The 18,336-nt window shown below is 39.8% G+C and carries 11 protein-coding genes; 6 read left to right on the forward strand and 5 right to left on the reverse strand.

Annotated elements, in window-relative coordinates:
- Positions 1-340 precede the first annotated feature (340 nt).
- Complete coding sequence (locus tag B9A52_RS13035) at positions 341-1,444, reverse strand: Fic family protein (RefSeq protein ID WP_084120879.1); 1,104 nt, start codon at positions 1,442-1,444, stop codon at positions 341-343.
- 474 nt (positions 1,445-1,918) lie between these two features.
- Positions 1,919-2,836, reverse strand: a complete 918-nt coding sequence (locus B9A52_RS13040; protein ID WP_084120880.1) for a DUF5655 domain-containing protein — start codon at positions 2,834-2,836, stop codon at positions 1,919-1,921.
- Between the two features lie 251 nt (positions 2,837-3,087).
- On the opposite strand from B9A52_RS13040, the gene B9A52_RS13045 reads away from it, so the two are divergent.
- Positions 3,088-3,753: a TetR family transcriptional regulator C-terminal domain-containing protein gene (locus B9A52_RS13045; RefSeq protein WP_084123509.1), complete on the forward strand. Its 666-nt coding sequence runs from the start codon at positions 3,088-3,090 to the stop codon at positions 3,751-3,753.
- An 8-nt stretch (positions 3,754-3,761) separates the two neighbouring features.
- Positions 3,762-5,102 carry an ABC1 kinase family protein gene (locus B9A52_RS13050; protein WP_084120881.1) on the forward strand — a complete coding sequence of 447 codons (1,341 nt, stop codon included), beginning with the start codon at positions 3,762-3,764 and terminating at the stop codon, positions 5,100-5,102.
- A gap of 333 nt (positions 5,103-5,435) precedes the next feature.
- Here the strand turns inward: B9A52_RS13050 and B9A52_RS13055 are convergent, their stop codons facing one another.
- A complete protein-coding gene (locus tag B9A52_RS13055; RefSeq protein ID WP_084120882.1) occupies positions 5,436-8,126 on the reverse strand; it encodes a DUF7133 domain-containing protein in 2,691 nt (896 codons plus the stop codon).
- Positions 8,127-8,445: 319 nt separating this feature from the next.
- On the opposite strand from B9A52_RS13055, the gene B9A52_RS13060 reads away from it, so the two are divergent.
- Positions 8,446-9,537, forward strand: a complete 1,092-nt coding sequence (locus tag B9A52_RS13060) for a glycoside hydrolase family 18 protein (protein ID WP_157370148.1) — start codon at positions 8,446-8,448, stop codon at positions 9,535-9,537.
- A gap of 463 nt (positions 9,538-10,000) precedes the next feature.
- On the opposite strand, the gene B9A52_RS13065 is transcribed toward B9A52_RS13060, so the two are convergent.
- Entirely contained in the window at positions 10,001-11,134 is a 1,134-nt protein-coding gene (locus tag B9A52_RS13065) for a PQQ-dependent sugar dehydrogenase (protein ID WP_157370149.1), read from the reverse strand.
- Between the two features lie 435 nt (positions 11,135-11,569).
- On the opposite strand from B9A52_RS13065, the gene B9A52_RS13070 reads away from it, so the two are divergent.
- Both B9A52_RS13070 and B9A52_RS13075 read left to right on the forward strand, forming a co-directional pair.
- Entirely contained in the window at positions 11,570-13,498 is a 1,929-nt protein-coding gene (locus B9A52_RS13070) for an ABC-F family ATP-binding cassette domain-containing protein (protein WP_084120885.1), read from the forward strand.
- 46 nt (positions 13,499-13,544) lie between these two features.
- The gene (locus B9A52_RS13075) at positions 13,545-14,810 is read left to right on the forward strand and encodes a type IX secretion system plug protein (protein WP_084120886.1); all 1,266 of its coding nucleotides are present in this window, start codon (positions 13,545-13,547) and stop codon (positions 14,808-14,810) included.
- Between the two features lie 152 nt (positions 14,811-14,962).
- Here the strand turns inward: B9A52_RS13075 and B9A52_RS13080 are convergent, their stop codons facing one another.
- Positions 14,963-16,435, reverse strand: a complete 1,473-nt coding sequence (locus B9A52_RS13080) for a sulfatase (RefSeq protein WP_157370150.1) — start codon at positions 16,433-16,435, stop codon at positions 14,963-14,965.
- Between the two features lie 277 nt (positions 16,436-16,712).
- Here B9A52_RS13080 and B9A52_RS13085 point away from each other — a divergent pair, with 277 nt between their 5' ends.
- A complete protein-coding gene (locus tag B9A52_RS13085) occupies positions 16,713-18,278 on the forward strand; it encodes a sulfatase family protein (RefSeq protein WP_084120887.1) in 1,566 nt (521 codons plus the stop codon).
- Positions 18,279-18,336: the final 58 nt, after the last annotated feature.

Consider the following 18,336-nt stretch of genomic DNA (forward strand, 5'->3'; position numbering starts at 1 on the left):
TTCCATGGCAAAATAGATTATCATAAATAACTAGAACAGTATCCTGTCCTCTAAGAAGGATTTTAGAATATTTTTTGAATGAATAATATATACATTAAATCTCGAAATTAGAAGTAAATGAAGAATTTCGGAGATGCTTTTTTTTGCTCTATTGAGTCTTGACTTAGGCACATTTTCGAATTAGTGAGAAGGAAAGCAAACACTTAGGCACACCATTAAACCAAAAGCTTGATAATTGCTTTTTTGGTACAGCCAAGCTTTTGGCAAAAAATAGCTCTATTATATGCTTTAGCATACGTCCTGCACTGGTTGAAAATATGAAGTTGCCTGCTAGCATTTTTTATTTTTTTAATTCATAATTTGTACTTCTTCCTCCTGCTGCTTCTTTTTGTAGGATGTTTTTGTCTATCAAATCATTGATATCCCTTATAGCAGTATCTTTCGAACATTTGGCAATCTTAGCCCATTTTGATGAAGTGAGTTTACCCTCAAAACCATCCAAGAGCTTATTCAATAGTTTCTTTTGCCTTTCATTTATTAAAACTCCCGCATGCTTTGTCCAAAAATCTGCTTTGAATAAAACCCTGTTTAATAAGGAATCTGTGGATTTTAAAGCATTTATCAGACAGGTCAAAAACCATTGGATCCACTCCGTAATATCAAGATTTCCTTTTTGGGTTTTTTCCAGTATTTCGTAGTATTCCTTTCTTTCTATTCTGATCTGTGCCGACATACTGTAAAAACGTTGGTTGCTCTTATCTGATTGGGCCAATAACATATCTGTCAATGCCCTGGTTATCCTACCATTTCCATCTTCAAAAGGGTGTATGGTGACAAACCATAAGTGGGCTATTGCAGCTTTGATTACTAAATCAACTTTTAAATTATTGTTAAACCAATCTAATAACTGATGCATCTCTTTTTCAACCAATATGGAATCCGGTGCTTGGAAATGAACTTTTTCCTTTCCCAAAGCTCCCGACACAACCTGCATAGGTCCTGTCGTATCCTTCCGCCAATCGGCAACAATAATCTTGTACATTCCGCTTCTTCCTGTTGGGAATAATGCCGCATGCCAATCGAAAAGTCTTTCGGCTGTTAATGGTTTAAAACAATTTTGTGTTGCATCCACCATCATTTCAACTACACCGTCAACATTTCTGTCTGAATCCACTGAACCTGCAATTTCCATCCCCAATCTACGGGCGATTGAGGAACGAACTTGTTCAGGATTTAAATATTCTCCCTCTATCTCCGAAGATTTAAGTACATCAAGCGTTAAAGTGTCCAATAAGGCTTCATTCCTTAGGTCGAATCCAAGAGATTCCATTTTTCCAAGGAGTCTTCCTTGCAGGTTTCTCGCCTCGCTTAATAAATTAACTATATCGTCAATATTCCAGGTGAAATGAGGCCAATTGGTTAATTGATGGATAAAAGTTCCCATTCGCAGTATATTTTGCAACGAATATCCGTATTATTCGCCGCATTGCAAAATTAATCGTTGCATAATTTACGTTGATTATATGGGTTATTCGTTGCGCTAGTCGTTCTATTTTCAGGAAACTGTTAATTTTCGAAGCTTTAGTGGATCAGAAGTAAATAAAACTTCAAATCCACTACCGATGTTATTTAACCCTCAGAGCTTTTTCCGATTATGATTTTAATACTGACTTCTTCCTCGAGAGGTAAGTTTTCTCGCTCAAGTAGAAAAGGGTATTAATCCATGCTTTCCTAATGTCTAAAAACCTTCCCGACTACATAATGCAGGATAGGGGGCACTAATTCATTGAACAGCTCTTATCTGTGCTGTAAGGCCCGTATGCTGAGATATCGGGATACCTGTATACCGGGCGTTCTCCAATTTATGTAGGGAAGGCTGTGAGCATAGAGCTTACGGCCTTCTATTTGATAGTAAAAATTATTCTTTATTTTTTCTTAATGATTGTTTCAGTAAGCTAATCGTATAGTCAATGTCGTCAAGGTCTGTTAGTTTAATTTCGTATGAACCATTTCCCCAATGTCCAACGTTTGAAACATCTCTTGCAATTTTCTTTTGGTCTAGCAAATCGCCACTTTTAAGATTCACATAAATTTTTAAACCTTTACCTTGGAGAACAACATCACAAAAAATATTGTTTTCCACCTTAAATCCAATGGTCTGTTTTTTAGGTTGAATTGAAACATTGTCATCAAGCGAAATTAGTCTTTCTTTTACTTGTTCGTATAGTTCTCTTGTTTCGAAGTCCACTTTTTGCAAATGATCTTGTTCCGTAAAAACTTTCAATTCTTTGCTAACAGCTTCAACAGTTTCGTCGTTCCTTGAAATAGTCTTAATGCTTTCTTTTGCAGAAGATTTTTGTATTTGGTCAAACGAAATAGTGTCATTTTCGAAACGTTTAATTTCCCATAGTTCTATGGGTAAATCCTTAAAATTAATTGCCTCTCTTTGATAGTTTGTAAACTGTGGAGAAACAAAAATCACTTTTGATTGTGACCAATCTACATCAGAGCGTTTTAGTGTGGTTTGTTGACTTTCATTGAATTCAAGAATGAAATCCGCTTTGTTATTCAGCATTAATGATAAGTAAGCATAACCTTGATCAATTACACTAAAATTTTTATCTCTTTTATATTCAACTATTACAAACGACTTTGTTTCGGAGTCATAAGCTAATGTGTCAATACGAAAGCTATTTAATGCAAATTCAGAACGAATAAAGTCAAGATGTAAAAGTGATTTTAAATTTTTTTCAACCAATGTCTGAATGTCTTTTTCGAACTTGAAGGGAAGCTCTTTAATGAAATCTAATCGTTGTCCTAATTTATATATTGCCATTTGACTTTATTATTGTGTGGTCTTAGAATTGTGAATAATGGATACCGGTTAACCCAGCTAACCGTAATCTACTTCCTTGTTTAAGGTTAATTGAATGTTTTATGGAGCTATCCTTTTGAAAGAAAACTCTTGGATTCTTGCTCTTTTTTCTATAAAACTAAAACATTTTTCAATAATCCAACCCAATTTATTCCCCTTTTCTAAACTTCATATCCCTTTTCTAGGTTATGCCTGTAGTAAACAATACCAACATGGAAAAAGCAAAGCCAAATAAAACTACCAAAGTAGATCATAGGTCAAAAATAATAGCCGGATACGTCGAACATGTTTTGGAACATGGCAAACAGCCTGCCTCGGTGTTTAAGTTTGCAAAGGCACTTAAAATGAATGAGGAAGAGTTTTATAACTATTTCACCTCTTTCGAAGCCATCAAATCAGCCGTTTGGTCAAAGCTATTTGAGGACACCATCAATAACCTTGAATCACAGGAAGTTTTCAAAGAATACAGTGCCAGGGAAAAACTCCTTGGGTTTCTTTTTACCCTTGTGGAAGAGCTGAAGAAAAACCGTTCTTACTTACTCTCTCTTTATGGGGAGAAGAAAAACATGAAAAATCTCCTGCCTATAGAAGTCAAAGTGTTCAGAAGCAAATTCAAGGATTTTGCCAATGAAATCATTTTGGAAGGGAAAGAGACGGAAGAAATTGCTAGCAGACCGGTGATTTCAGACCGCTATGATGAGGCCCTTTGGCTGCAGGTGTGGTTTGTGTTCCAGTTTTGGCTGAAAGATACTTCTCCAGCCTTCGAGAAAACCGATGCAGCGATCGAAAAATCTGTCAATTTGGCCTTTGACCTGATGGGGAAAAGCGCTTTGGACACCTTTATCGATTTTGCCAAATTTTTGTACCAGAATAAATAACCATTTCCATGAGTAACAAAATCAAAGAGCAGCAGAGTATCCCTGTATCCAAAGTTCAGCGGGCTGCCAAATTCATCAGTACCGGTGCAAAAGTAGGTGGCAATTACATGAAGCATTACGCCAAAAAGGTAGTTAATCCTTCCATGACCAATGAACAACTTCATACCGACAATGCCACGGATATTTATAATTCACTGAGTCAGTTGAAAGGTTCGGCACTGAAAGTTGCCCAGATGATGTCCATGGACAAGAATATTCTTCCTAGGGCTTATCAGGACAAGTTTACTATGGCGCAGTATAGTGCACCACCCTTGTCCTATCCATTGGTGGTGAAGACTTTCCAAAAGCATTTTGGAAAAACCCCTGAGCAGATTTATGATACATTTACCCGATCTGCGGTCAATGCTGCATCCATCGGTCAGGTGCATCAGGCTACCAAGGATGGTAAGAAATTGGCCATCAAAATCCAGTATCCAGGCGTAGCGGATTCTGTTAGTTCCGATTTGAAATTGGTCAGGCCATTTGCTTTGCGTTTATTGAATATGAACGAAAAGGAATTGGACCATTATATGGAAGAGGTGGAGGAGAAGTTGTTGGAGGAAACCGACTATGTGTTGGAAGTGGAAAGATCCAAAGAGATTTCTGAGGCCTGTTCGCATATAGAAAATTTGAATTTCCCGAAATACTATAATGAATTCAGTTCCAATAGGATCATTGCCATGGATTGGATAGAGGGGCTTCATATCAAAGAATGGTTGGAGACCAATCCTTCCCAAGAGGATAAAAACCGGATAGGTCAGGCATTATGGGATTTCTATCACCATCAGGTGCATAATTTGATGCAAGTCCATGCCGATCCACACCCGGGGAATTTTATCATCCAAAATGACGGGAAATTGGGAATCATTGATTTTGGTTGCGTGAAAGTAATTCCTGAGGATTTCTACAAGGGATATTTCTCCCTGATCAAGCGGGATTTGCTGATCAATGAAGAAGAACTGAATGAGATTTTCTACAATTTGGAGTTTATCTCGGATAAGGATACCGAAACTGAAAAGACTTACTTCAAAAATATATTCAAGGAAATGATCTCCTTATTGGGCAAACCATTTCATGTAGATTCCTTTGACTTTGCCGATAACAGCTATTTCGAACAAATATTCCAGTTGGGCGACAGGATCTCCAACGACAAAATGTTCCGAAAGTCCAGACAGGCAAGAGGTTCACGACATGGATTGTATATCAACAGAACTTATTTTGGGATTTACAATCTGCTCAATCAATTGGAAGCCAATATAGACACTACCAAACCGGAATGGTTGGAGTCAACAGTCCAAGCATATAACTAGACATTCCTGATTTTTGTAATTGAATATTTTCTGTCCCTTTAGGGACAAAATATAGGTAGCAAGGGTCGGATTATTAATAGTTTGAGTGCCTTTAGGTACGTAATATATATTGTACCTAAAGGCACAATTGTTTCTCTATCAGTTGTTTAATTTTACCCATATGCCATCCCTAAAGGGACCTTGTACAACCTGAAAAATAATATTTTTGAGTTGTAAACCAGAATCCCAAATATTACAAAGCAGGCCTAACCCAAATAGAAAATCTTCACAACCAATTCAAAATTCCTTATGACCTATTGATGAGGCAATGATTGTCAATCGAATCCTTTTTATTTATCTCGAAAACAGCGTCAACCTTTTCATAGACCATTGTTTCTCCCCTTTACTATTTGCTTCTATTTTTAAATAGGTTGATTTTCCTTGGGATTTCCAGTTCAAGGTATTTATTCCTGGAACACCGTTTTTCTGTCCGACTTTGGTCCAGGAGGTTCCATCTGAGGAGATGGAAACTGTATAACTGATCGGGAATCCATCTTTACCGGAATCAAATTGTACTTCAGTCAGAGACTGGGGTGAGGGCAATTGAACCAAAAACCACATTCCGGGCTCTTGGGCGGATGCTGTTTTCCAACCCTTAAATGAAAATGCATAGGAGGGATCTTTTGTCGATCCCACTCCGGCCAAAGCTGTGCTGCTGGCATCTACTATCCAATTATCCTGATAGGCTAAGGTTTTGGGAATTTCTCTCATCAATTCTTCGAAAGAATAGTTTTCCTTTCTGCTTTCTGTCTCCTTTCTGATTTTGGCTACATATTCGGGGGTAACAAATGTCCCGCTGTTTCCGAAGTCATTTCGGATATAGGAAAGGGCCGAAGCGATATATTCATCATCATTGGTATTCATGGCAATCATGACCCCTTCATATTCCTTGGAATCGATTGGGCCGGTAAGTCCATGCAACATGACCTTGACAGCATATTCGGGATGGTTCAGGATCCTCGGTGAACCGGAAAAAGGAGGTGCAATCAACCGGCCTTCTCCTGCAGGTGAACCCAAACCTTTGGGGCCATGGCAGGTCGAACAGTAGTTATCATAGATGGATTTTCCTTTGACAAAAAGAGCCAGTTCATTTTTCTCAAACCTTGTTTCCGATGCCTTTTTGGCTTCCTCTATTTTTTCCAGCAATTGGCCTCCGATAACCTGAATCCCATTTGAGTTGTTTTTTTTCAAGGTCTCTTGAATCAATATGTCGACCTGATCAATTTTTAACACGTGGGCACTGAGGAGTGCCTGTATGGCCACGTCCGGATTGCTGTCCTCTGCAGCTGTCCTATATACTTCCGAAATGCTTTTTTCCCCATACTTATACAAAGTTTCTGCAGCCCTTAACCCTTGTATCCTGATTTGGGGATTGGTGTCTTGGATTAATTTTTTAACCAGATCAGACTTCAACTCTCCGATACCTTCCAAGGTCCAAAGGGCATGAATCCTTGAAAGTTCATTGGTAGAACTTTCCGCCATGGTGATCAGACCAGGCACCACGGATTTGTCTTGACGGAGGATGAGGGTTTGTTGGGCCATATCCCGCCACCAACCATTGGGATGCTCCAAATGCCGGATCAATTCCTTGGCTGATTCCTCATACATTCTTGGCTTTTGGGTATTTCTGGGCATTCCTTCATAAGAAAGTCTCCAAATTCTGCCATTACCAACAATATCATCCATCTGATATTGTTGGATTTTGGTACGCAGGTAACTTCCATTTTGTGTCCATTCACCTTCCTGAATAATCCCCCGATACATATCCACGATATAAAGGGTCCCATCAGGTGCAGTTGCCATATCGACCGGTCTGAACAAAGGGTCTGTAGATTGGATAAATTCCGAAGCTTCATCGATATACTTGTTCTGTAAATAGGTCAACCCTTCGACATTTTCTGACACTACTCTTCTTACAATTCTACCTACAGGTTCTCCATAAATATAATCCCCCACAAGGTCTTTGGGCAGCCTATCACCTCTAAAAACATCGTTTCCGGCGGCACCTGTTACATTTGACAATGATCCGTCAGGTTTTGCTTCCTGCATCCCTGGTTGAAAATCCGCCAAAGTAACAAGACTGTAAGGAACCCTGAATCCGTCTTTAAGTGCTCCTTTTACTTGAAAATTCCCATAAACGATAGGGAACTGAAAGCCTTGCGGAACTCCACCTGCACCGTCCTGAAAGAAAAGCTTACCATAACTGTCTTGGGTTACTCCCCATTGTCCCCATGGATTTCCACTGTCTTCCTGTATCACTCCTGTTGGCGTCCACCGGATCCGTTTATTGTTGTAGGTACTGTACATCCAATTATCCAAAGCCCATGTAAGGAAGCTGGTCTGATGCTCAACATTTCCTGACCTGCCCAATCCCGATGCAAAAAGTTCTTTTTTATCCGCTTTACCATCAAGGTTGGTATCTGTATACCTGTAGACGTGGTCTTCATTGGATTCCATGGATAAAATACTGTTTGGTCCGAAAGGAACCACATAACGTGGGAAAACCAAACTGTCCAAAAAGACAGTTCCCGTTTCATATACCCCGTCCCCATCTAAATCCTCCCAACGTGAGATCCGCGAGGTTGGCAACAGCTCCCCTGTTGCATCCAAATCCTGCATGTAAGTTCGGAGTTCCAGAACGTACATCCGACCATTTCCATCAAATTGGATGGAAGCAGGTTCGCGGATCTGGGGTTCAGATAGTACAGGTTCCATAGTAAATCCTGGCTTTAGGACAAAGGATTTCTTTTGTTCATTAGCCGAGACAGGGACTAATGGAGGTTTGGGACTTAGGTCTATTCCTTTCCAGGTTTTCGACTCAAGATCTGCTCCTTCCGGAATGCTCACAGCAGGAAACGGCTCGGATAAACGATTTGGATCCATGGATTCAGCAGGAGAAACATCAAAAGGAGAACGCTCGGGTTCTTGACAGGAAAAAAATAGTGTTAGTAATAAATAAATGGAAACTTTTTTGACTGATTTCATAAAGCAAATACTATATCATTTAAACACCATATTAAATGCTTGGTTAAGCAAACAGGAATTATCTATGTTTCCAACATAAAGAATCCGCCTCAGAAACTACCATTAATTTCTCCTGCATAAAAATATTTGGTTTTTTCTAATTTTATAATTTTTTTTAAGAAGTATTTCTTCATTTCTGAAAAAAATTAATCAATTCCATAAAATCATGCTCGGCAAATTTCTCCATTTCTTTGTAATTATTTTAGTTTTCCCGCTTTTCTTAGGATGTAACTCCAAGCCAGTCCAGGAAAGCAAGACCGAGGTCGATAAAACAGTCATCATGGCTTATTATGTCCCAGAGAAGGAGTATCAGCCTGAAAATATTCCTGTTGAAAAATTGACCCATATTATTTTTTCTTTTACCAAAGTTATTGATGGGGAAATGGCTTTCAGCAATCCGGAAATTTCTGGACCTAAGCTTGAAGCCTTGGTCTCCCAAAAAAAGCGGAATCCATCCTTGAAGGTAATGATAGCTTGTGGAGGCTGGGGAGCAGATGGGTTTTCCGATATGGCTTTGACCGATGAGAGCAGAACAAAATTTATTCAAAGTGCAAGGAGTTTTATTGAAAAATACCAATTGGACGGCATGGATATGGACTGGGAATATCCAGGGATTTCAGGTGCCGGAACCAAAGCCAGGCCGGAAGATACCGAGAACTTCACCCAACTGATGAAAGGTCTCAGACAAATGCTCGACACTTTTGATTCTCCTAAAATCCTGACCTTTGCTTCTGCCGGATGGGAGCGGTATTATGATTTTATTGAAGTTCATGAAGTTATGAAATATGCCGATTTTATGAATGTCATGACCTATGACCAAGTTTCCGGGGAATCCATTTATACAGGTCATCACACCCCTTTGGGAAATGTGCCCAGCGAAGACATTGCAGGTACTCCCTTTCAAAAGCATTTGGACAGTCTGTATGCAGCCAAGGAAAATCCCGATAACCATCCCCGATCTGCGGAAAAAATAATTGATTTTCTTATTAGTGAAGGAGTAAAAGCTGAGCAATTAGTGATAGGGGGTGCTTTTTATGGACGCGTATGGAAGGGTGTTCCTCCTGTCAACAATGGTTTATATCAATTGAGCAATGACATTCACATTGGTTGGCTTTCTTATGATAAAATCCGCAGCCAATACGAAGCCGACAGCAATTTTCAACGGTTTTGGGATGATAACGCCAAGGCCCCGTATATGTACAATTCCGTAGACAGTCTTTTTATGTCCTATGATGATACCGTCTCTGTTGCGCTCAAAACCCGTTATGCCATGCAAAAGGGATTGGGTGGTATCATGTTCTGGCAATTAGGAAATGACACAAAAATTAAAGGAAGTCTATTGGATGCAATTTATGTTGAACATCAAAAATAAAAACGTCAAGCGATAAAGTTAAGGTCTTAAAGGCCGGGATAATCATTATCGGGTATCGCCCAATTTTAGATATCCGTGCCTTTCAGGCCCATGAAAATGGACTAATTATTATTCTTTTATGAATGGGCGGTGCCTATTGCTTTGATATCAAGGCCTTAAAGCCCTATGCCACATCCTAGAAATATTTGATACTTAATCTGTCATTGTAGATTCTTCACTTCGCTGAAGAGTCAGTTATTCTTTTCCAACTTTCGAAAAGTTACCAATGACATCATAATCATCGGAGCAGCCGTCATGCTGAACGCAGAGAAGCATCTCATGGGGATCAGAAAACGGTTAATATAATCCTATATAGGACCGCTGGAGATCCTTCGTGCCTCAGGATGACGCCCATCTTGATGTCATTACCCTTTCTGTAAATGCCAATTTTCTCCACTCAGAATGACGGATCCGTCCCACTTCCTCACTTCCCGTCATAACTGATTCTATATACACAATTGGCCATATCGTCTGATACCAGCATACTACCATCAGGCATCTGCATCACGTCCACAGGCCTTCCCCAAGCATCTTGGGTGTCGTGATTGAGCCAGCCTTCGGCAAAGACTACTTCTTTTACCACTTTTTGATTTCCGTCCAGGACCACATTGGTCAGTTGATAGCCGATTTTCTTGCTTCGGTTCCAAGAACCATGTTTGGCAATGAAAATATTGTTTTTGTATTGTGTAGGAAACTGGCTTCCTGTATAAAAGCGCATACCCAATGGTGCTGTATGTGGGCCTAATTTTAAAGCAGGGGCAGTATAGGCAGATTTGTCTTTTCCTTTATTTCCAAACTCAGGATCTTTGACATCCCCGGCATGCCAATAAGGATAACCGAAATGCAGTCCTTTTTGAGGCGCACGGTTGAGTTCACAGTCAGGAATATCATCGCCCATCATGTCCCTGCCATTGTCTGTAAACCAAAGTTCTTTGGTGGTAGGATGCCATGCAAAGCCAACACTGTTTCTGATTCCGTGAGCAAAGATTTCAGGTTTGATATTGGAAGATTTTACGTCAATTCTTGTGATAGTTGCAAAAATTTCTTCAGGGTCACAGATATTGCAGGGAGCGCCAACCGGTACATAAAGCATTCCATCAGGCCCAAAAGCGATGAATTTCCATCCATGATGGGCTTTATCAGGATATTGGTCATAGACCACTTCGAAGGTAGGTTTGTCCAGATTGTTATCAATATCCTTAAATCTCAAAATCCTGCTTACCTCAGCCACATACAAATCGCCATCTTTAAAAGCAACTCCATTTGGCATCCTGAGTCCGGAAGCCAAGGTATATTTTTTATCCGCCTTTCCGTCACCATTGGTATCCTTTAAGGCATAGACATTTTTGCCCTGACGATTGCCAACAAAAACGGTGCTTCCATCGGCATTCATGGCCAAGGAACGTGCATCCGGCACATCCTCTGCCCAGACTTCAATTTTAAATCCCTTTGGAAGTTTGATGGTTTCCAATTGTATATAGGATTCTTTCTTTTGGGCATTGCATGAAAATGCTGCAAGACAAAAAAATGCGATTAGAGATATTTGGAGTTTTTTCATAGTGTTATTTTTTAACATTAATTGTTGTTGAACTGCAGTTAGTTAAACCCTTTCAGGGTTTTGTTCCTGCTTGACTTATCCTCTGTCCTCCGGGTTTCACCCGGGGTAAAGAACCTAACGGTATTCAATCCCTCCGGGATTTTGCAATATTCATGACTTCTCGTAAATGTTGGTATAACTGGAAATATTTTCTGTCGTTCTTAGGGGTTCATCACTTCGCTGAAAACTACCTGGTTAAATTTAGTACAAAAAAAAGCTCGGTCTGCATGACGCGCCTTCTTTCACAGGACTCTTGGTACTTAGTACTTTGTACATGGTACTTTGTTCCAACTTCCCAGACCCTCCCAATTTACCCAAATCCCGCCTTTTTGCCACTTTAAGTTTAATATTCCTTTCGAAATCCTTTTTTAATGGCAGAATAGCTATTTTTGCAGCATGTTATCAATCAGTAATCTTTCATATTTCATCGGTGGCAGGGCTTTGTATGAAAATGCTTCCCTGCATATCAAACCAAAAGACAAAATCGGACTGGTCGGACTCAACGGTACCGGGAAGTCTACCTTATTAAAAATCATCAATGGTGATTACCAACCTACTTCAGGAGAGGTTCAAAAAGCCAAAGGAACGACTATAGGTTTTTTGAATCAGGATCTGCTTTCTTACCAATCAGAGGACAGTATTCTGAATGTGGCTTTGGAAGCATTTCAGGAGACTCTGAAATTGCAGGAAGAGATAGATGCTGTCCTCAAACAAATGGAGACAGATTATTCAGATGAAATTATCAATAAACTCGCTAAGCTTCAGGATCAATTTGAAGCCAATGAGGGATATACCATCAAAGCCAAAGCAGAGGAGGTTTTAGAAGGGATAGGATTTAACACCAAAGACCTGAACAGACCTTTGAAAACTTTCTCAGGAGGGTGGAGGATGCGGGTAATGTTGGCCAAATTGCTTTTGGAAAAACCTGCCCTTTTGATGCTGGATGAACCTACCAACCACTTGGATTTACCTTCTATTCAATGGGTTGAAAATTACCTCAAAAACTATGAAGGCGCAGTAGTGGTGGTCTCCCATGATCAGGAATTTTTGGATAATTGTATTGATACTACCGTGGAAGTTTCCAATGGAACTTTGACTACTTATTCCGGGAATTACTCTTTTTACCTGGAGGAGAAAAAGGAGCGCATGGAAATCCAGCAGAATGCCTATGAAAATCAACAACAGATGATCAAGCAAACGGAGAGGTTTATTGAGCGTTTCCGGGCCAAAGCAACTAAATCCAATCAGGTACAGTCCAGAATCAAAGCCTTGGACAGGTTGGACAGGGTCAATGAAGTGGTTGATGATAACATTTCCGTTAATTTCAAATTCAGATTTTCCCAAAAATCAGGAAGAGATGTGGTGACCTTGGACCATGTGTCCAAAGCTTACGGTGATTTGGTGATTTTGAGAGATACTTCTGCAAGGATTGAACGAGGAGATAAAATAGCCCTGATCGGTGCCAATGGAAAGGGTAAATCCACTTTGTTGAGGATCATCGATGGTACCGAACCCATAAAGGGTAAAAGAGAACAGGGGCACAATGTGATCAAATCCTTTTATGCACAGCATCAGTTGGAAGCCTTGAATGTGGACAATGAGATACTTCAGGAAATGGTGCAGGCAGGTTCCAAAAAGACCGAAACCGAGTTGAGGAATGTGTTGGGTTGTTTCCTATTCACCAACGAGGACGTATTCAAGAAAATCAAAGTCCTATCAGGTGGGGAAAAATCAAGGGTAGCTTTGGCCAAAACCATGATTTCTGAAGCCAATTTCCTGCTTTTGGATGAACCGACCAACCACTTGGACATGCAGTCGGTCAATATCCTGATCCAGGCCATGGAACAGTATGAAGGTACTTTCATTACCGTGTCCCACGACAGACATTTTATTAGGGGAGTTGCAAATAAAATCTGGTATATCGAAAACAATCAGATCAAGGAATATCCGGGGACTTATGATGAGTTTGTCTTTTGGAAATCCCAACAGGAGCTGATACCGGCAGAATCCAAAAAACCTGATAATAGCCCAAAGCCTGAGGTTAAAAAAAGGGAGTTCAACAATACTGAAAACTTACAGGCGAAAAAAGATCTTAAGAAAAAGGAAGAACAATTGGCCTTGATTGAAGAGAAAATCATCCAATTTGAAGAAAAAAAGAAAGCTTTGGAAGCTAAATTGGCTGATCCTGAAATCTACTCCGATGGGCAAAAACTGGATCATCTGAATCAGGAATACCAAAAACTTAAAATTGAAGAGGAGAAAGTCAATGCGGAGTGGGAGGTTTTGGTGGAAGAAATAGGTCAAATTCAGGAAGCCATTTCCTGATTTTGGCATAGTTTTTTATATTGCTATTCTATAAACAAAAATTAAGATGCGGATTCTGAGTTTAATAACTTCACTATTTTTTTTTCTATTTCTGCAAACAAACGCCCAAACAGTCTATGAAGACAGGGTTTTTGAAGACAATATCCAGTCTGTAAGGTTATTCCCCAGTTCAGTCGAATTTGCAGCCCAAATGAACTCCCCTGTAATTGAGTTGAACAGCGGTTCCCTTAATCTTACTTTTGATGATTTGGCTTATGACCCGGATATGTATTCCGCAAAGGTGATTCACTGTAACTTTGATTGGACTCCTTCTGATCTCAAAGAGCCTGAATACCTCAATGAGTACAATGAATTCAATATTCTGGATTATAGCTATTCAATTGATACCAGAGTACCTTATATCCACTATAATTTTATTACTCCCAGAGTCACTAAATCAGGAAATTATGCTTTAGTGGTGTACAGGGGAAGAGATAAAAACCAGATAATCCTTACCAAAAGGTTTATGGTTTTTGAGAAAATTGTTTCTTTGGCGGCTAGGGTAGTCCCTCCGGCGCAGATCGAAAACCGTAGAAAAGTCCAGCAGATCAATGTCAATTTGAATTATAAAGCAAGGGAGTTATTTGATCCCAAAAACAACCTTAGAGTCATGGTTCGCCAAAACCAAAGGTGGGATAATGCAAGGATATTGGGAACTCCGACAATGATTAGAGAAAATACCAAATTGATTGAATACCAGCTTTTTGATGGCAGTAATGTCTTTTTGGCCGGAAACGAATTCAGATTTGTGGATTTACGCTTTGTCAGGGCAAAAGGGTTAAATATTGCTAGGACAAGAATGGAGGAAGATATTGTTTTTGCGGAAACAGTGGTCGATGTGCCTAGACCCCAATCAGTTTATTCTGAGTATCTTGATATGAACGGACAATACGCCATCATGAATCTTGAAAGGAAAAACCATGAATTGGAAAGTGAGTACATGTTGACGACTTTCAACTTGAGGGCTGATGGGCTTAAAGAATCGCCCTATATCATAGGTTCATTAACTAAATGGGGAAATGATCCCGCTTCCAAAATGATCCTGAATAAAGATACCAATACCTATCAGGCCACTTTGCTGCTCAAACAAGGTTGGTATGATTATCAATATGCTTTCAAGTCTCCTGAAGGTTGGGATACCGCTTTTTTTGAGGGAAATTATTTTGAAACAGAAAACGAATATGAAGTATTTGTTTATTACCGGGACATGGGATCCAGGTATGATGAATTGATCAGTTATATTAATCTGAATCCGAATAAAAGGAGGCTGTAGTGATTGAAATTTGACAGTTTGGGAAAGTTTCTAAGTTCTCACAGCTTTTCTTCGTATGATCCGGAGAGAATCTTTCAATTTCACAAACATCGAAATATTCAAAATTAAGAACCCTCCGGCTTTTAGAATTTAATCTATCACTATCACCATTATTATGATTTGATATTGGGTTTTGGAAGCGCTGCCTTTGTATTTCTAAGCCAATTCATAAGTTTAGCTTTTAAGTAATCCGCTTTTTCGGTTTCCACCAAAATCAGGTTGTTTCGCTCTCCGATATCTGTTTTCAGGTTATAAAGTTCCGATCTGTTATCCTCATAAAAATATATCAGCTTCCACCCATCTTCCTGTATAACAGAACCGGGATTCCCACCCTGATTCCCATAGTGCGGATAATGCCAATACAGCGCGTCTCTTGCAATTGCCCCGGATTGATTTTGAAGGAGTGGGCTTAAACTGAACCCGTCTATTTCTCCGTTCCCTTTGAAGCTGTCGTTTAATCCAGCCAATTCAATAAGTGTGGGGTAAAAATCCATACTGATGACAGGACTGTTATTTTCGATTCCTTCAGGGATTTGACCTTTCCAGGAAAAAATCAAAGGAACTCTGATTCCTCCTTCATACAGCCAACCTTTACCTGCCCTTAGTGGGAGGTTAGATGTTGGACTTCCTTCTGCGGTAGAAAGACCACCATTGTCTGAGAAGAAAACAATAATGGTATTTTCCAATAAATTATTCCTTTCCAGGCTTTCCAATACCAACCCTACAGCTGTATCCATCGCCTCAACCATTCCTGCATATACGGCATGAGCCTGAGTAGTCCGGTTTTTATTGGCATATTCAGGTTCAAACTCGTCTGTTAGGTTTAATTTGGCCCTCTTCCTGAGGTATTTGAGTTCTAGTTCCTCTGTAGTCATTAGGGGGGTATGCACCGAATAAAAAGATAGATAAGCCAAAAATGGGTCATTTTTATGGCTATCAATAAAAGAAGCGGTTTCCTGTGCCAACCTTAGAGGCAAGTATTCACCCTCAGGACCATTTTCCATTCTTGGGTTGTCATAGGGTGAAAAGTATCTATTTCCACCATATGGGCCTCCTCGGTTGGTTCCACCGATATTGATATCAAATCCCTGATGTTCTGGCCAATGTTCTGCTGTTTCTCCCAAATGCCATTTTCCCGCAAAGAAAGTTTTGTAACCGGCATCTTGAAATGCCTCTGCCAAGGTATATTCCTCCAATGCCATATTAGGACTGTACTCAGCCGGGATCAAGGGTTTGTTTTTTGTCCAGTGATTTTGATAATTCCAGGGCTGCGGAGCGCCAAACCAATCTGTATTGTAAGTTTTGGAAGGGTATTTTCCGGTCATGATACTTGCCCGGGTTGGAGAGCAAACAGGAGAAGCGGTATATGCATTTGAGAATTTTATCCCTGATTTAGCAAGTTTATCAATATTGGGTGTTTCGTAGAATTCACTTCCATAAGCACCCACATCCATCCAACCATAATCATCAACTATGATGAATATTACATTTGGTTTTTCCTGCTGCTGAGCGAATCCTATGGAATTTATACAAAGGAGTATGGAGGCAAGAATCAAAAAACTGTATATTTTGCGGCTTATCATCATTATTGGTCATTGATTTAATCAATATTAAAATGATTTTTTCTTCTTAACAATAAATTCCGCAAACTCTCATTGGAATTTGGATTTATCACTTCTCTATACGTTCTTTTAGGTAGAAGTCGTGGAGAGAATTGCAAAATGATTTAAAAAATACACAATTTGAAATCACCCAACTTCAAAATAAATAGAAAAAAGACCGAAGATGGAAGACCGAAGACGGAAGTCACTGTAATGTGAATATTCATAAAAATTAATATTGAACCCATTTAAATTCTGAACTATGAAAATAAACTTGAGATATATTAATTGTTTGGTGAGCTTGGCAGTCATCCTGCTTTGGACGAGTTGCCAAAGCGATGAAAAATCTATTGAGTCCGAAGCAAAGCTTCCCAATATAGTCATTATCTACATGGATGATTTGGGCTATGGTGAATTGGGTGCTTATGGTGCGACTGAATTGCAGACCCCAAATATGGATAGACTTGCCAATGAAGGTATGAAATTCACGAATGCCTATGCTACATCCGCTACCTGTACACCGAGTAGGTATGCATTGCTGACAGGTATATATCCATGGAGAAATGAAAATGCCAAGGTATTGCCAGGTACTGCGCCACTGATTATAGGGGTCCATCAAATGACAATCCCAAAAATGCTGAAAACCAGAGGTTATCGTACCGGTATTGTCGGTAAATGGCATTTGGGTTTAGGGGATGGAACTGTGGATTGGAACCAAAGAGTGTCTCCCGGACCTAATGAAGTAGGCTTTGATTATGCCTATATTCTGGCAGCAACGCAGGATAGAGTACCTACTGTTTATATTGAGAATGGCCATGTAGTAGGATTGGAAGCAGATGATCCAATATCGGTAAGTTATGAAAACAACTTTGAAGGTGAACCTACCGGAAAAGACAATACCGATATGCTCAAAATGATGTGGCATCATGGGCATAATAATAGCATTGTAAATGGAATCCCTCGGATTGGTTTTATGAAAGGTGGAGAAAAAGCCAAGTGGGTCGATGAGGATATGGCGGATGAATTTTTGGAAAAAGCGCAGAATTATATTAGAGAAAGGAAAAATAAGTCGGAACCTTTTTTCCTGTATTATGCCATGCAGCAACCGCACGTGCCACGGACTCCTCATCCTAGATTTGTCGGTTCTTCAGGAATGGGACCTAGAGGAGATGTGATTTTGGAGGCAGATTGGTGTATCGGGGAGTTTATGAAGACCTTGGAAGAAGAGGGATTGTTGGAAAATACCCTCATTATTTTTTCATCCGACAATGGCCCTGTATTGAATGATGGATACTATGATGATGCCGTGGAAAAACTTGGAGACCATAAACCTTGGGGGCCATTAAGAGGAGGGAAGTACAGTCTTTTTGAAGCAGGAACAAGATTGCCCTTTGTGACTTATTGGAAAGGAAAAATCAATCCCGGGGTTTCAGATGTTCTGGTTTCTCAGTTGGATTTATTCGCTTCACTGTCCAAGTTGGTCGGAAGTGATGAAGCTACAAAGGACAGCATGGATATGTTGGCGGTATTGATGGGGGAATCAAATGAGGGAAGAGAAGACTTGATCCTTGAAGCCACTACCAGAACAGCACTTAGAAGTGGAGATTACGTGATGATTCCACCCTATATTGGGCCGGCTGTAAATACATTTGTCAATATTGAATTGGGAAATGACAGTGAATATCAATTATACAATCTCAAAGAGGATATTGGGCAAAAAAAGAATTTGGCTGCTTCTCAACCCGAATTGTTGGAAAAATTGGTGAAAAAGTTTGAGGAATTGAGAGGAGTAGGGTCTGGTAAAATTGAACCCTTGGAATTGAAATGATCAATGCGTTTATATGAGGTAAAAAAACCTGGGGATTTCTTCCCCAGGTTTTTATATT

Source organism: Aquiflexum balticum DSM 16537, from assembly GCF_900176595.1.
Classification (GTDB): domain Bacteria; phylum Bacteroidota; class Bacteroidia; order Cytophagales; family Cyclobacteriaceae; genus Aquiflexum; species Aquiflexum balticum.

What these genes read in the sequence shown, in the direction of transcription:
- B9A52_RS13050 (WP_084120881.1), top strand. Translation starts at nt 3,762, where the DNA reads ATGAGTAACAAAATCAAAGAGCAGCAGAGTATCCCTGTATCCAAAGTT.
- B9A52_RS13075 (WP_084120886.1), top strand. Translation starts at nt 13,545, where the DNA reads ATGCGGATTCTGAGTTTAATAACTTCACTATTTTTTTTTCTATTTCTG.
- B9A52_RS13080 (WP_157370150.1), bottom strand. Translation starts at nt 16,435, where the DNA reads ATGATGATAAGCCGCAAAATATACAGTTTTTTGATTCTTGCCTCCATA.
- B9A52_RS13045 (WP_084123509.1), top strand. Translation starts at nt 3,088, where the DNA reads ATGGAAAAAGCAAAGCCAAATAAAACTACCAAAGTAGATCATAGGTCA.
- B9A52_RS13070 (WP_084120885.1), top strand. Translation starts at nt 11,570, where the DNA reads ATGTTATCAATCAGTAATCTTTCATATTTCATCGGTGGCAGGGCTTTG.
- B9A52_RS13065 (WP_157370149.1), bottom strand. Translation starts at nt 11,134, where the DNA reads ATGAAAAAACTCCAAATATCTCTAATCGCATTTTTTTGTCTTGCAGCA.
- B9A52_RS13040 (WP_084120880.1), bottom strand. Translation starts at nt 2,836, where the DNA reads ATGGCAATATATAAATTAGGACAACGATTAGATTTCATTAAAGAGCTT.
- B9A52_RS13055 (WP_084120882.1), bottom strand. Translation starts at nt 8,126, where the DNA reads ATGAAATCAGTCAAAAAAGTTTCCATTTATTTATTACTAACACTATTT.
- B9A52_RS13060 (WP_157370148.1), top strand. Translation starts at nt 8,446, where the DNA reads ATGGCTTATTATGTCCCAGAGAAGGAGTATCAGCCTGAAAATATTCCT.
- B9A52_RS13085 (WP_084120887.1), top strand. Translation starts at nt 16,713, where the DNA reads ATGAAAATAAACTTGAGATATATTAATTGTTTGGTGAGCTTGGCAGTC.
- B9A52_RS13035 (WP_084120879.1), bottom strand. Translation starts at nt 1,444, where the DNA reads ATGGGAACTTTTATCCATCAATTAACCAATTGGCCTCATTTCACCTGG.